Below are 14,999 nucleotides of genomic sequence, written 5' to 3' on the forward strand. Positions count from 1 at the left end.
TGCCTCACCACATTAGCTAAAGAATCTGGGTGTACCACCGGTACAAGGGGGCTAAACCCTGAGAGGAGGCACACTTCACAAGTACAACGCTATTCTTTAGGGGGCGTAGGGTGCTTTAGCATCACTTTCTGATGCATCGGGAGCTGGGCGTGCGGGGGCAGGGCGCTCGCCGGCTTCTTCAGCGGCGTCCTCGATGCGTTCGGTGACTTTAGCGCGCAGGGCTGAGCCCTTGTCCATGGCGGTCTGGCGCAGTGAAGCCGCGAAGTCGATCATGTCTGAACGCACCTGGCGGGCAAAGCTATCATCGCCGCTGCCCAGGATACGCAGAGCCAGCAGACCTGCATTACGGGCACCGTTGATGGAAACAGTAGCCACGGGCACTCCGGCGGGCATCTGCACAATGGACAGCAAAGAATCCATGCCCTCTAGGCTCTTGAGCTTGACCGGGACGCCGATGACCGGCAGGGGAGTCACTGCAGCCAGCATACCCGGCAGGTGGGCAGCACCGCCTGCTCCGGCAATAATGACACGGATGCCGCGTTCGTGGGCTTTTTTGCCGTAATCAATCATGTCCTCAGGCATGCGGTGGGCTGAGACCACATCAGCTTCGTAAGGAATCCCGAATTCTTCGAGCACCTGGGCTGCGGCTTCCATGACGGGCCAGTCAGAGTCAGAGCCCATGACAATGCCGACGATGGGGTTAGATGAATCGTAGGGTGAGCTCATGAGCGTCTCCTTGAAGTAGTGGCTAGGCGCCGTGGGTGAGTAGGTGAGCGGCCGCGGTTGCCTGCTGCCGCATAGTGGGCAGGTTGCTACCTACCATATTGATATGACCGATTTTGCGCCCGGGCTTGGGCTCTTTTCCGTAGAAGTGCATTTTGGCGGCAGGGTACTTGCCCAGAACCTGGGGGTAAACACCGAAGATGTCTTGATTTTCTCCACCCAAGAAATTTTTCATCAGAGCGTAATCGCCCTTGAGAGAGGTATCTCCCAAAGGAAGGTTGGCAACTGCGCGCAGGTGCTGTTCAAACTGGCTGGTGACAGATCCGTCCTGGGTCCAGTGCCCAGAATTGTGGGGGCGCATAGCAAACTCATTGACCATGAAACCAGCAGCAGAGCCGGGCACTTCAAAGAGTTCAGCTGCCATGACACCGGTAACGTCTAGCTCGGTGGCGACCTGAACAGCGGCTGCTGTAGCTGCTTTCATGAGATCTTCAGAGAGACCCGGGGCAGGAGCAATCACTTCATCGCAGACCGAGTTTACTTGAATAGATTCAGCTACTGGCCATGCACGTACTTCACCGGAATCTCGGCGGGCTACCAGAGCCGAAAGTTCGCGGGTAAAGGGTACCTTTTCTTCAACGAGGAGGGATGAAAAATCGGTGCGTTCGGACAGCTGATCAAACCAGGTAGCCGCCTGGTGGCGCGCCTGGTCGGCGTCATCCAGCACCAATACGCCTTTGCCGTCATACCCGCCACGCGGTGTTTTAAGGACGACGGGCCAGCCGGTCTCTTCGCCGAAGACCAGTAGTTCGTTGAGGGTCTTTACCTCAGCCCAGGTGGGATTGGGCAGACCCAGGCGGTCTACCGCCTTGCGCATCTCTAACTTGTCCTGGGCATGGACCAGGGCGCCAGGTCGGGGCTGAACGTTGACGCCATCATCAATGAGCCGTTGCAAGAAATCGGTGGGCACATGTTCGTGATCAAACGTCAGCACATCGACGCCGCGAGCGAACTCGCGCAGGGTATCAAAGTCCCTGTAGTCGCCCACCGGGGCGTAGGGAACAGCGCGGGTGGCGCAAACATCATCAGATTCAGCTAGAACCTGTAGTTCTAGACCGAGTTCGGTTGCAGCGGGTGCCATCATGCGGGCAAGCTGCCCGCCTCCGATGACACCGATTTTGGGGCCATTTACAGGAAAAGTCACTCTTTTAGGGTACCGGTCACACTACCGCTTGTAAAAGCATGTCCTAGGGGTCAAGACAGGGTGACCTGTGAGCAAATACGTAACGAACTTTCGAGGGCTCGCACAGGGGCCGCTGTATATTTGACTCAATACAGCCCTAACCTGAACTAATTCGGGGTGCCGGGCCCAAGCTTTTCGGTGCTGGGCCCGCTGGGGGCACCGAAGATAAGGAAACCATGAGCTCTTTTTCTGAGCGGCTAAAACTCATCTGGCAGTCGCACGGCCGTGAAGTCCTACAGTTTTTGTCCGTGGGCGGTGCGGCCTTCGTCATTAACTCGGCCGTGACGTGGACTCTCATGCATTCCATCTTTGAGGACGGGCACGGTAAGGCTAAAGTAGCCGCCGGTATTGTTGCTACCCTCTTTTCCTGGGTAGCTAACCGCCTGTGGACTTTTAAGGAAAAGCGCACCGGAAACAAGTGGCGCGAAGCGGTTGAATTTGCCATCGTGAACGCAATCGGTATCGGTGTTGAGTTAGGTTGCGTGCTCTTTAGTTTCTATGTTCTGCAGTTGACCAGCCCCACGGCGTCCTTCGTCTCGGGCACCATTATCGGCACCATTTTGGGTACCATCGTGCGCTACTTCCTCTACAAATTCTGGGTCTTTTCCAAGAGCAAGGGCAAAACTGACCTGACTGAAGAAGAGCGCCGTGCTCAGCTTATTGCCGAGACTACGCAGATTATGACCGGACACATCCCACAGGTTAAGGCTGAGCAAATTAAGCGCCCTGAGAGCAACGGCTCCATCAGAGCTGATCGCTAGCCTAAATCTTGGGGAGCTGTGGCCCTTTCATCGGACATAATGCGATTCTTGCGCTCATCGGCCCACTCTTCTTGCGGGTCAAGAACCAGCACGCTGTAACCAGCCATGAGCGCCCCCAGTACATCAACGGTGGCATTGAGGCTGAGCTTAGAAGTTTCAAGCAGCAGCGAGTGCTTCCCTGTTGCTGTGAGCTGCGATAATTGCGCCGCCCGGGCTGCTACCCGCTGCATGAGCTCACGGTAGGTTAGCCCCTTGAAGGCCGCATCGCTCTCGTGGGGCAAAGAGAAACCGCTGTAAGCATCAGAATGGGAACGCACCTCAGCACAGTAATCGGTGGTACCTGCCGGCACCTGCCCCATAAATCTCATAGAGAGGGGGCCGCGGTCGACCAGCACAGGGTATTCAGCCGCTGATTGCTCTATCTCAGTCGGTGAGAAAGCCGCGTGCACCTGTGAACCTTCGCCCCCACCCTCAAAGGTGAGTCTCGCCCCCACTCTTAGGCCCGCTAAAAGCAATACTAAGCTGCGCCAGTGCACCTGCTGGGTCAGCGTATATTGCTGTGCGGCACCCAGCTCACATTCATCCACCAAGAAATTTGCTGATTTGCTGACCCAGTTATCTAACACGCGCCCTGAGAGCTCGATACGCTCTCCCGGCGCTGAGTACCAAAGCAGGGCTGGGCTTTGACGCCGGGCTAAAGATGAGATGAAGGCAGTAAAAGTGGGAATGGAATCTATAGTCATATTCTCTACTTTAGTAGAGCGTCGGATGAGGGCCATAGAGCAGGGCGCCTAGCTGAAAGCTGTGGTTTGCATATACCATAGTGAAACGCAAATCTGAGTGAGAAGCCCGGTCAGAAACACATAATTTTTAATCTCAGCTTGACGAAAGGGGCATTACACACGTGTAATTAGGTGCAGGGAATTTTTTACGAACAGACATCACGGTGCCTTATCAGCCCCCTTCGGGGAATAAAAAGGCGATGTAGGCCAGGCTGTTCGGGAAGGCCAGAGCGGCAGTCCGGCGCCCAGTCGCCGGTTTTATATCTACCGCGCATTCAGTCCTGACCGGGATATGAAAGGGAAGACAATGGGCTCTTACAGTCACCAGCCTCACGGCGATGCCGGTGGGCGCACTGCAGGGGTTCAGCACCACAATATGCACTCCGCCCAGTACCTTGAACACCAAGCAAGCAACTTTCTTGCCCCCGTTGCAGAACGGGAGCCAGCCCGCACACCCCAGATGGGTTCTGCAGGACCCCACGAGGCTGCGTCCAGTGATGCCGATAACCTGTCATTGTGGCAGCGGGCAGCCGGTATCTACAGCACAGATGGGGACGAAGGCGAGCTCTCATGGCAAGCTGATGCTCTGTGCGCACAGACTGATCCTGAAGCTTTTTTCCCCGAAAAAGGTGGATCAACTAGGGACGCCAAGCGCGTGTGCAGTGAATGCCCCGTACGTGAGGCCTGCCTAGAATACGCCATGGAAAATGACGAACGCTTCGGCATCTGGGGCGGTCTTTCAGAGCGCGAGCGCCGTCGTCTGCGCAAGCAGGCCATCTAAGAAAGAAGGGCTTGTCATATGGCAACTACTCGCCAGTGCTCGCGCCAGACCTGCCAGCGTGAAGCTATTTTCACGCTCACCTATGCATATTCCAATTCCACGGCTGTCATTGGCCCTCTTTCAGTGCACCGTGAACCGCATGCCTACGACCTGTGTGAATTTCACGCGGACCGTCTGACTGCTCCCCAGGGCTGGGAGGTAGTACGCGTAGCTTCCCCGGTAAGTGCTACACCTGAGCAAGAAGCTCCAACCCAGGGGTCCTACCCGCCGCTTCGCGGTCTATAAATCACCCTCTTACTGTGGCAGTGGGGCCTTAGTGTAGGCGGAGGGGCCACTGGCTCAATATGACACTGTCACCCAGCGTTTACTTGACCTTAATCACAGGCGTGTGACGTAGCCAGGTCGCGTAACCGGTCCTCCAGCTATGTCTTTGATAGCTCACATCAGATAAAATGTGACGAGCACACCAACACACTTGCACCCCCCCCAATACCTTTAGGAAGTACGTTTTCGTGGAACATCCTCACTCCGGTTTATCTCGCGATGCCTGGACCAGGCGGTCCTTTGTCACCGTGGGCGCCTTAGGTACCGTTACCCTGGCTGCCTGTTCGACATCCTCTGAGAATGCAGCTGAGAGCGAGGTTTCACCTAGCACCACCTCTGCCACCCCTTCACCAACCCCTGAGAAGGAGTTTGCCGGGACGGTAGAGGTCTACCCGGCTTTGGGTGAGGTAGAAATCAACCCCGTCGAGAAGGTGACTGTAACCAGCCTTGACTCAACCCTGACCGACGTTACTGTCACCACCCCTGAGGGTGCTGAGTTAGCTGGCGAACTGTCAGAAGATGGGAGTACCTGGACTTCCACCGACAACATGCTTTTCCACAGCGACTACACCGTGAGTTGGCAGGCAGCGGATGCTGAGGGAACAGCGGGTGAAGGCGAAAGTACCTTCTCAACCGTCACCCCTTCCCACGAAGCAGATGTCATTGTCAACGTTACTGACGGTAGCACCTACGGCATTGGGCGAATTCTTCAGTTCAACTTCTCTGAACCCGTGCTCAACAAGGCCGAGGTGGAAAAGCGAATTAAGATCACCGGCGGTGGCGACCAGGCAGGCAAATTCCGCTGGTACAACGATTACATGGCACGCTACCGTCCCGCTGATAAGTGGGCGACCAACTCAACCATCACCCTTAACATCGATTTGTTTGGGCTGGATATCGGCAACGGCATGATTGGTAATCACAACACCGCCCTGAGTTTCAACACCTGGAATAAGCGGTACGCACTAGCGGATAACCTTACCAAGACCATCAAGATTTACGTTGATGATGTTCTGGTGCGGGAGAACCCCATCACTCTGGGTAATGCTGAGTGGCCCTCAGTGGTAGGTGAGCTGCCCATCATGGAGAAGTCTGAAAGCTACTACTTCAACCCTACTTCTCTTGATCTTGAAGAGGATAATGAACACTACTACGAGCCCTTCTGGGCGTCCTGGACGGCGCGACTGACCAGCGGCGGTGTCTTTGTGCACCAGGCACTACCCACCGCCTGGTCTTCTGTAGGTGTTTACAACGTGTCGCACGGCTGCATCGGCATGCTGCCTGAGGATGCCAAATTCTTCTACAACACCTTCGGTGTAGGTGACATCGTGGAAACCGTGAACACCGGCTACCCCCAGGCTGACCCGGATGATGGCTACGGCGACTGGAACATTCCCTTTGAGCACTACAGCGACTCAAGCTGGGTAGGTAACTGGTAGCCCAGCCCTTTAGAGAAGCTCCCGCCCCTCCTGTGGGTGGGAGCTTTTCTGCGCCCTGCTGCATACAGTACAGTGAAGCAAGCACACATCAATCACAGGGGAGCGTCATGACCCAGGGACCAGACCAGAACCAGAAGCCACAACGAGAATGGGGCAAACTTTCGCCCGCCATTTCCTCACCCACAGCGGACTCACTTCTATCTGCTCGCCGTAAGGAAAGCATCGTGCCCACAGAGGCACCAGCACCTGGCGCGGAAACTCCCTGGACATCTTCCATGCCCGCGGTGGCAAGTCACCGGGCAGACGCCTTAGAAGAGCCCGGGCACGCAGCTGAGCAAGAAACCACAGCGGCTCTCCCTGCTGAAACCTCGACCGCTGAAGCCTCAACCACTGGTGGCTCTGACCCTGCTCCTCAACCCCTAGCAGCCTCCGTCACTACTGCCGAAGAAGCTAATGTGCGGGCTGAAGCTCGAGAGACTGCTGTGGAAGATCGCCCACGCTGGCTAGCAGCTCGTATGGCACTCATCGCCCTAGCGGTGCCCCTGCTGACCCTCCTAACAGCCGTGCGGCTCATCGCCACTCACGGCTTCCTCTGGGCTGAGTATCACCGCCCGGGGTTCCCCGCTGACAGCTATGGCTTTGACACCCAAGAGCGTCTGCGCCTGGGGTCCTACGGTCTGGACTACATCCTTAACTTTGCCCCCCACACCTACCTCTCTGAGATCGAAACCGGGGGAGCTACCGCTTTTTTAGCCTCCGAGGTAGAGCACATGACCGACGTAAAACGGGTCATGCTGATAGCACTTACCGCAGGGGCCCTGCTCTTTATCGCTGCTCTATTTGCCAGCCGATCACTGCGCGCCCGCGCACCCGGTGCCATCAGAAAAAGCCTTTTCACCGGCTCCTGGCTCACCCTGGGCGTACTCGTCGTACTGCTGGTGATCGGGCTTTTGGGCTGGGAACCCCTCTTCACGGCCTTCCACCAGCTTTTCTTCCCCCAGGGCAACTGGCAGTTCCGCATGTCAGATACCCTCATTCGCCTGTACCCACCCCAGTTCTGGGTGGACGCTGCGCTCGCTATCGCGACCCTCACCCTGCTCTTCAGCCTGGTACTGGTGATGCTCACCTGGCCTACCCAAGCCCGTAAGCAGCGGGCGCTTGCCCGCCGCGCGCAGCGTCAGGACCTCCAGAGGAAGCTCAGCCAGTAGGGCTCCATCGCGCGATAGTGCTTGCTTTAGATCCAGGCGTCGAACCACATGCGCTGGCGCCACTGGTCATAGGGCACCACCTCAGCGGTCCAAATGGGCCAGAAGTAAATTGAAATGAGGAGCGCGAAGACGGTAAAGAGCCCCACCGTTAGCAGGCCCAGCCGTTTGCGCCGTACGCTATCGTCCGGGCGTCCAAGCGCCAGCCCCAGCACTCCTGCCAGCATCAGAATAAGGTAGGGCTCAAAGGAGAGGGCGTAGAAGAAGAACATGGTGCGCTCTGGGTAGGCGAACCAGGGTAGGTAGCCCACCGCGAAGACCGCCAGCAGGGCACCGAAACGCCAGTCCCTGCGCCACAGCAAGATGAGCAGGGAAAACACCGCAACGATGATGAAGGACCACCAAATCAGTGGGTTGCCAATGTTTAGTACCGCCTGGGAACAGGATTCTACAGTGCAAGCACCCTCACCCATGCTGGAGGATTCGTAGAAGTAACTGGTCGGTCGCCCCAAAATTAACCATTCGGCTGCTGAGGACTGGTAGGTATGAGGTGAGCTGAGACCCGCGTGAAAGCCGTAGGCAGAGCGATGATACTCCCAGAGGGAACGCAACGGGGCAGGAAGCCAAAGCAGCCCCTCACCCGGGTGCTCGGCCGCCCAGTTACGGTAATAGGCGGTGGATGAAAGGAACCAGCCGCTCCAGCTGGCTAGGTAGGTCAGCAGACCGGTACCAATAAGAGCAAAGAACGCCAGCACGCCGTCCCCTAGGAAACCTGACACGTACCAGTGCCTCACACCCGCTATACGTCGGGCGTTGGCGTCCCAAAAGACGGTGAGCAGACCAAAAATCGCGATGAAAAAAAGAGCGTTCCACTTCACGCCCACTGCCAGACCAGAGCAAACGCCGGCAACCAGGCGCCAGTAGCGCAGGCCCAGAGCAGGACCGAAACGCATGAAAGAGTCAGTGGGCGCTCCACCGTTGGACGCCGCGTGGGCTGCAATCCGGCGTGCCAGCGCCCGGCGCCCCTGATAACGGTCAAGGAGCAAGGCCACGAAGGCGGCAAGCAGCCAGAACATCAAGAAAATATCGAGCAAAGCAAAACGCGACTGTACAAAGTGAAGACCATCAATACTCAGCAACAAGCCAGCCAGAGTTGCCACGGTGATAGACCTAAACAGTAACCAACCTGCAAGCATCACCAAGCCAATGGAAAGGATACCGGTGAGGGCGGCAGCAAATCGCCAGCCGAAGGGGTTATCGTCGCCAAAGAGCAGCATACCCACGGCAATCATCCACTTGCCGACCGGTGGGTGCACCACGTACTCAGCCGAATCCTGAACGCCCGACGGCGCACCGGCAACGAAGGAGTCATTTGCTCCCTCAGCCCAGGTACGCTCATACCCGAAATGCAACAGCGAGTACCCGTCTTTAGCGTAGTAAGTCTCATCGAAAACAATAGCGTTGGGTTCAGCCAGATTCACCAACCTCATCAACCCGGCAAGAAGCAGAACCAGTGCAGGCGCCACCCAACCCCAGGAGGGCAGTGAAACATACTGCACCGCCAAACGCGCTCGTAGGGCTTTTTCTGTAAAAGCGTCGGTGAGCGTCATAACGGCGGGAAGCCGGGCACTATCATTGGTTTTCACCCGTCCTATGCTAGTTGATATCGGGCTGTTTCTGTGGGCAGACCTGCCTCATCGTTTGCGTTATCAGCAGATGAAGCGGTGATATTGCACCCCTTTCCTGGCGCACCCCTGTTGGGCTTTGACCGGCTCCTAGTAGGATAGGCACGTTGAAAATTACACCCTAGGAAAGCAGATAATGAGTCAGCCTGCCGCAAAACCCGCCGCTCAAAAAGACACAGCCCCTTCACAGATCGCTTTAAACCTGGTGCGTGGTGCCCTTATCGGGACGGTAGAAACCGTGCCGGGTGTTTCCGGCGGAACGGTGGCGCTGGTCGTGGGTGTGTATGAGCGTCTCATTAGCTCGGCGTCCTCACTGATGAGCGGGGTCAAAGAAGTAGCGGTGAGCACCGTGCGCAAGGACCCTGCCCAGCGCAGCGCTGGTTATCAGCGGATTAAAAACCTGCCATGGGCACTGCTGCTTGCTATCTTCTTGGGTATGGGCGTAGCCGTTGTATCGATGGCGCACATAATGAGCTACCTGGTTGAGGAGCAGCCGGTACTGACCAGCGCCGCTTTCTTCGGCATGGTGCTAGCCTCCCTCTACGTACCTTTCAGTTTCGCCGGTAAGTGGCGGGGCAGGGATTGGTGCTACGCCCTGATTGCTGCAGGCATCATGTACTTCGTTGTCTCTGTGCCGCCTGCCGGGGATATGTCTAACCCGCCCTGGTACATCATTATGGGCGCGGCGGCTATCGCCATTGCAGCTCTCGTCTTGCCGGGCCTGTCCGGTTCCTTCCTGTTGCTGAGCTTTGGGCTATACCAAACTACTATGAACGCTGTGAGCAATTTTGATCTCACCTATATCACTCTTTTTGGGCTGGGCGCAGTTCTGGGCCTAGCTACCGTGGTCAAGGGTCTGGAGTGGGTGTTACAGCATCATCATCACCTCACTCTGGTGGTGCTGGCCGGCGTCATGCTGGGTGCACTGCGTGCCCTCTGGCCCTGGAAAACTGATAGCAACGACCTGCTGGCGGTGGGCGATCAGGCCGGTGCCGCGCTTATCTGGTGCCTGGTGGGCTTTGTGCTGGTGGTACTGGTCATTCTTGCAGATAAGATCTTCAACAAACCTAAGGTAGTGCATCAGGAAACGATCTAAGCGCTCTGCTTTCTGCCCATCGCCCGGTCTGCCCTCTAGGGGCAAGGCGGGCGGTGCTAGTCTTAAAACCATGAGTGAACAGCAGAGCACGAGCACCCCCCAGACCGATATAGACCCCAGAGCCGGTGCGCTGGTCTTGGGTGGCACCCCTATCGGTAATCTGCAGGATGCTTCCCCGCGCCTGCGTCACGCCATGGCTACTGCCGATGTGATTGCTGTGGAAGATACCCGCACCCTGCGCCGTTTGGCGTCGGGGCTCAACGTGCAGACCCGCGGGCGGGTTCTGGTCAACCATGACCACAATGAGGCTGCACGAGCATCCCAGATTGTCGATGCTGTTGCAGCGGGGCAAACGGTGCTGCTGATGTCTGATGCCGGTATGCCCGCGGTCTCTGACCCGGGCTATGTAGCTGCTGCCGCTGTGGCTGATGCTGGGCTTCCCGTTACCGCCGTGCCTGGTCCATCGGCTGTTGTCACGGCGCTGGCGGTCTCTGGCCTGCCCAGCGGGCGTTTTACCTTTGAGGGCTTTCTGGCACGCAAAGGCTCTGACCGCACCAAAAGGCTCGCAGCCCTGGCTGCAGAAGAGCGCACCATGGTGTTCTACGAGTCTCCCCACCGCCTGGTTGCCACGTTAGCTGATTTCGCTCAAACCTTTGGTGCTGATCGCCGGGCAGCGGTCTGCCGTGAGCTCACCAAACTTCACGAAGAAGTTGCACGCGGCACTCTGACCGAACTGGTTGAGTGGAGCGAATCCAAGCAAATACGTGGTGAAATTGCCATCGTTGTGGAGGGAGCCGAACCTCCTGCTGCCCAAGATGCCGAAAGCCTTACGGAACTCGTCCTTGAACTGGTGGACGGCGGGATACGCCTCAAAGACGCCTGCGCGCAGGTGGCAACAGCTCGGGGAGTCTCTAAACGGGATCTCTACGAGGCAACCCTGGCTGCCCGCGATCACCACTAACCTGCAATTCAACATGGGGCTGGGGGGCAACTAGCTCAAGATGCTCCATCCCTCACCTGCCTACCGTGATACGGAAGAGAAACTTATGTGCACTAGCCACCACACCATGACAGCTGAAGATCTAGCAGAACTAGCAGCGCGCTTTGCCGGTACTCTTCCATCTCAGAATGAGCTGACGGCATCCATCTTTGAAACCCCGCTGCCTGTCCCAGAAGGACAGGTTCCTCCCGCCTATGAACCCGAGCGCTACGCTCTTGCCGGTGAAGAAAGCGGGGAGGGGACGCGTCGCAGATCAGAGCAGGGGCAGGATGGGAGGCGCCGCAATCTTGCGTTTCCCCCGGCGCCCGCACCGCTGCCCTATGCGATTGTTGATAACCACACCCACATGGACTTGCTGGATGGCGAGGTGGCGGTTACTGCCCGGGATGCCTTAGATACCGGTGAAGCACTGGGTATTGGGGCTATTGTGCAGGTGGGCTGCGATGTTCCCAGTTCCCTCTATGCGGTTAGAGCTGCTCACTCTGATGCCCGCGTGCTGGCAGCGGTTGCCCTGCACCCCAATGAGGCACCCAAGCTTGAAGAAGCTGGTCAGCTGGACGCCGCGCTGAACGTGATTGAAAAGCTGGCGCAGGATGATCGGGTACGCGCCATTGGTGAGACTGGTCTAGACTATTTCCGCACCGGTGAGGAGGGGGTGGAGGCACAGCAACGCTCCTTCCGAGAGCATATCCGTATCGCTAAAACCTACGGCAAGGCTCTGCAGATTCACGATAGGGACGCCCATGAGGACGTAGTGCGTATTCTGAGGGAGGAGGGTGCCCCTGAAACCGTTATTTTCCACTGCTATTCCGGGGATCCTGACCTCGCTGAGATCTGTAATGGTGAAGGCTGGTACATGAGCTTTGCGGGCACGGTGACCTTCAAGAATTCTCAGGGAATTCAAGAGTCACTGAAACTTGCCCGCCGCGATTTGATTTTGGCTGAGACCGATGCACCCTTCTTAACACCGCACCCCTTCCGTGGGCGTCCCAACGCTTCTTACATGACCAACTACACCGTGCGTTTTATGGCGCAGTACCTGGATGCTGATCTTGAGGAACTCTGCCGGGACATCCGCGCTAATTCTCTGGATGCTTACGGTAGCTGGGGCGTAGAGGGTTTCTGAAGCCTCTAGAGCTACCTTTTGTAGCGAATTCAGAGGTAGTTGTTGGTATTAGAATGTTCTCATTGGGCGGCCTCTTTAACTGTGCCCCAGTAGAAAAGATGTGGAGAAGCGATGGGTAAAAGTTTCACGCCCCAAGCCAGCATTATCATTCCTGCTTATAACGCAGCTGACACTATTGCTGATCAACTTGATGCTCTTTGTCAGCAGGTTGATGCACCAGAATTTGAAGTGATTGTTGCTGATAACGGTTCAACCGATAATCTTCGGGGCGCTGTTGAACCCTTTAAGCTGAAACTAAACGTGCGGGTCATTGATGCCTCGGCCAAAAAGGGTCAATCCTTTGCGCGTAACTTAGCTGTGTGGGAAGCGCAAACGAATTTTATTCTTAGTTGCGATGCTGACGATATTGTGGGTGAGCACTGGGTCAATAAAATTTACCAGCATATTTCAACGTCTGACTGCCAAGTCGCGACACCAACCGCTGTTTTTTACCCGCACCTGGGGGAGACCGGGCCTCATAAATATTCTGGCAATATCCCCACTGAACCTCATATTTCCTTGGGTTATAAGATTTTTGCCCAAACCAGCTCTACTGGCTATCGTCGTTCAACTTTTATTGAAATAGGTGGAATGGACGAAACCTATAACCGGGGGTGCGAGGACATCGATTTTTCCTGGCGCATGGTTGAGTCGGGGCGTAGCCTCGTATGGGAACAAGAAGCCGTACTGTTTTATAGAGCTCGGAATGAAGAAAAAGACCTTTTCGTGCAGTTCTTTCGATACGCTCGTGAAGATATTCTTTTGTGGAAGAGACTGAAAGACCGTGGTGTCCACCTACCCACCTTTTCTTTTGCAAAGGTTTGTAAAAGAGCCCTTGCCGTTCTTCTACGGTATCCAAAAAAGCACACCAGAGGGGACCTTATCGACTACGCAAAGAGAATTGGTGCCCTCAGCGGCTACGTTCAATACAGAATTCTTAGACAAAAGAGCAAACCGATATTTTTGCAGGATAGTATTTCTACCATTAGTGAGTAAGAAATTTAAGATTGACTGATTCAAGAATAGTCTCCCGCCGCGTCATATCTCTGGCCGACTCCGAAAGAATAAATGGGTTTCTTCGTCAGTCTTCAGGGGGAAGCTTCGAGGTCTTTCGAGCTGTTGACGGAAGGAAAGGCGAAGGGCTTGAATCCAGATGAAACAATTCTGCTAGCGACGCCCTTCAGTTCTAAAGACCAAAGAAACTATTTTAGTCATGACGAGAATGCTTGCCAGCAAAGCTTTATTTCAAAGAATTTAGTTAATCGGAAGTACAAACTGGCGTCCTGGGAGGGGGCAAGCAGTGTCCAGAGCCAAGAGAAAGATCCTGGGAGCCCAAGAGCCGTGACCCTAGTTGGAAAAGTAAGGAAGCGGGTAAGAATAAGGACTCGCCTTGACTGCTTGCGGAGCAGACGTGCGGCTACCGCTTTCGATATATCAGAAATGTTCTCGCCTAGACGGTAAATATTATTTCTTCATGAGTCGAACTGGAACCACTAGGTAGGCAACAGCCCAGGCCACGGGTAGGGCGTGCATGAGGCCAAGGGCGAGCGGCCATTCGCCGGTACCCCAGTTGTGCCCACCAAACCAGATGGCGAAGGGCAGAGCAAAAATAAGGGCGCCGCTTGCTGCCAGGTAGAGGTAGGTTCGGTCAGATGACCGCCAGCCATAAACGGCAGCAAAGAGCACGAAGGTAACCAGCCAGACCCAGTGGTGGGTCCACGAAATGGGGGAGAGCAGAAGCCCCAGCACCGCCACAGTGCTCACAGCTCCCACTGTCTGCCCCAGGGTGTGTAACTTCTTGCACGCCCAGTAGGTAAGCACCAGTACTGTCAGGGCTGATGCCGCGAATAGGGCGGTTGCCACCGGGGCGGGGAGAATCATGGACCAGCTACCCAGCAGGTTGTAGTTCAGTGCTCCGGTGATACTGCCGACCCTGTCGGACTCAAAGATTTTCTGGGTGAAGAATTCGAGGGCATGGTGGGGCATAACGGCGAAACTTAGCGCGATGCCTGCCAGCCCGGTGCCGATAAAGCGCGCCAGAGACTTCCAATCCTTCGTTGCTAGGAAGTACAGAGCGAAAATTGCGGGGGTTAGCTTAATGCTGGCGGCCAATGCCATGAGTACGCCATGCCAGCGGGTGCCGCGCAGGTAAATTGCGTCGGTGAGAATCAGTAACACCAGAAAGAGATTGATCTGCCCTAGCTCCATATTGAAGCTGATGGGGAAAAATTTAAGAAAAAGCGGTGTCAGCCAGAGCCCGCTTGCCAGCGCCACCCGTCGGCTGACGTCCAGCCCGCGCAGAGTGAGGTAACTGACCAGCACCAGAGCAACCACATTGAGCACCAGGAAGGCTGGACCAGCAGCCTGCGCATTGGTGAGTAAGACAAAGGGTGTAAAAACCAGCGCAGCCAACGGTGGGTAGGTGAAACCGTAAATTTCTTCTGGAGGAAGAGCCCAGTTGTAAAGATTACCGGTGGTCAGCCAACTCTTGACCGCACCGTAATAGACGTTCAGGTCAAAGAAAACCCGGGGCTCCATCTTCTCGTCCCACAGAAAGGGGTAGAGGCTAATCACCGTCAGCAGAAGCCCCGTCACTATTGCCACGTTGCTGGTCAACCCAGAGCTGAGGGCGGCATAGGATGCACCTGTGTGCTGAGATGCGGTGGTCTGTGAGGTTGATGCTGCGGAGCGAGGGCGCATGACCGTCCTGGTAGTGGCTGGGGTAGTACAAGAGAAGAGTCTACCGTCCAGGCAAATCTTGCCCAGACGCTCACCTGCTGGTGACGTGGTCACTA

General features: G+C 56.1%; 14 protein-coding genes. 9 read left to right on the forward strand and 5 right to left on the reverse strand.

The window, feature by feature from the left end:
• Positions 1-96: 96 nt before the first annotated feature.
• On the reverse strand, positions 97-726 hold the full coding sequence (purE, locus tag M3668_RS09800; protein WP_251380667.1) for a 5-(carboxyamino)imidazole ribonucleotide mutase: 630 nt from the start codon (positions 724-726) through the stop codon (positions 97-99).
• A 22-nt stretch (positions 727-748) separates the two neighbouring features.
• A complete protein-coding gene (locus M3668_RS09805) occupies positions 749-1,927 on the reverse strand; it encodes a 5-(carboxyamino)imidazole ribonucleotide synthase (protein WP_251380668.1) in 1,179 nt (392 codons plus the stop codon).
• A gap of 215 nt (positions 1,928-2,142) precedes the next feature.
• Here M3668_RS09805 and M3668_RS09810 point away from each other — a divergent pair, with 215 nt between their 5' ends.
• Entirely contained in the window at positions 2,143-2,727 is a 585-nt protein-coding gene (locus tag M3668_RS09810) for a GtrA family protein (protein ID WP_251380669.1), read from the forward strand.
• On the opposite strand, the gene M3668_RS09815 is transcribed toward M3668_RS09810, so the two are convergent.
• Complete coding sequence (locus M3668_RS09815) at positions 2,724-3,470, reverse strand: TIGR03089 family protein (RefSeq protein ID WP_251380670.1); 747 nt, start codon at positions 3,468-3,470, stop codon at positions 2,724-2,726. The genes M3668_RS09810 and M3668_RS09815 overlap by 4 nt on opposite strands.
• 346 nt (positions 3,471-3,816) lie before the next feature.
• Here M3668_RS09815 and M3668_RS11070 point away from each other — a divergent pair, with 346 nt between their 5' ends.
• The 4 genes from M3668_RS11070 (at position 3,817) to M3668_RS09835 (ending at position 7,261) form a co-directional block, all read left to right on the forward strand.
• Entirely contained in the window at positions 3,817-4,290 is a 474-nt protein-coding gene (locus tag M3668_RS11070; RefSeq protein ID WP_285835867.1) for a WhiB family transcriptional regulator, read from the forward strand.
• An 18-nt stretch (positions 4,291-4,308) separates the two neighbouring features.
• On the forward strand, positions 4,309-4,575 hold the full coding sequence (locus M3668_RS09825) for a DUF3499 family protein (protein ID WP_353055977.1): 267 nt from the start codon (positions 4,309-4,311) through the stop codon (positions 4,573-4,575).
• Between the two features lie 227 nt (positions 4,576-4,802).
• On the forward strand, positions 4,803-6,053 hold the full coding sequence (locus M3668_RS09830) for a L,D-transpeptidase (protein ID WP_251380671.1): 1,251 nt from the start codon (positions 4,803-4,805) through the stop codon (positions 6,051-6,053).
• 107 nt (positions 6,054-6,160) lie between these two features.
• Positions 6,161-7,261 carry a TIGR01906 family membrane protein gene (locus tag M3668_RS09835; protein WP_251380672.1) on the forward strand — a complete coding sequence of 367 codons (1,101 nt, stop codon included), beginning with the start codon at positions 6,161-6,163 and terminating at the stop codon, positions 7,259-7,261.
• 26 nt (positions 7,262-7,287) lie between these two features.
• Here the strand turns inward: M3668_RS09835 and M3668_RS09840 are convergent, their stop codons facing one another.
• The gene (locus M3668_RS09840) at positions 7,288-8,904 is read right to left on the reverse strand and encodes a dolichyl-phosphate-mannose--protein mannosyltransferase (protein ID WP_251380673.1); all 1,617 of its coding nucleotides are present in this window, start codon (positions 8,902-8,904) and stop codon (positions 7,288-7,290) included.
• A gap of 175 nt (positions 8,905-9,079) precedes the next feature.
• On the opposite strand from M3668_RS09840, the gene M3668_RS09845 reads away from it, so the two are divergent.
• From M3668_RS09845 to M3668_RS09860, 4 genes are all read left to right on the forward strand, one after another.
• Positions 9,080-10,039, forward strand: coding sequence for a DUF368 domain-containing protein (locus tag M3668_RS09845; RefSeq protein ID WP_251380674.1), 960 nt, complete (start codon positions 9,080-9,082; stop codon positions 10,037-10,039).
• A gap of 70 nt (positions 10,040-10,109) precedes the next feature.
• Entirely contained in the window at positions 10,110-11,000 is an 891-nt protein-coding gene (gene rsmI / locus M3668_RS09850; RefSeq protein WP_251380675.1) for a 16S rRNA (cytidine(1402)-2'-O)-methyltransferase, read from the forward strand.
• Positions 11,001-11,085: 85 nt separating this feature from the next.
• Positions 11,086-12,165, forward strand: a complete 1,080-nt coding sequence (locus M3668_RS09855) for a TatD family hydrolase (RefSeq protein ID WP_502948965.1) — start codon at positions 11,086-11,088, stop codon at positions 12,163-12,165.
• Between the two features lie 111 nt (positions 12,166-12,276).
• Complete coding sequence (locus tag M3668_RS09860) at positions 12,277-13,200, forward strand: glycosyltransferase family 2 protein (RefSeq protein ID WP_251380677.1); 924 nt, start codon at positions 12,277-12,279, stop codon at positions 13,198-13,200.
• 468 nt (positions 13,201-13,668) lie between these two features.
• Here the strand turns inward: M3668_RS09860 and M3668_RS09865 are convergent, their stop codons facing one another.
• A complete protein-coding gene (locus M3668_RS09865; protein WP_251380678.1) occupies positions 13,669-14,997 on the reverse strand; it encodes a glycosyltransferase 87 family protein in 1,329 nt (442 codons plus the stop codon).
• Positions 14,998-14,999: the final 2 nt, after the last annotated feature.

It is taken from the genome of Rothia sp. P100, from assembly GCF_023712425.1.
Lineage (GTDB): Bacteria > Actinomycetota > Actinomycetes > Actinomycetales > Micrococcaceae > Rothia > Rothia endophytica.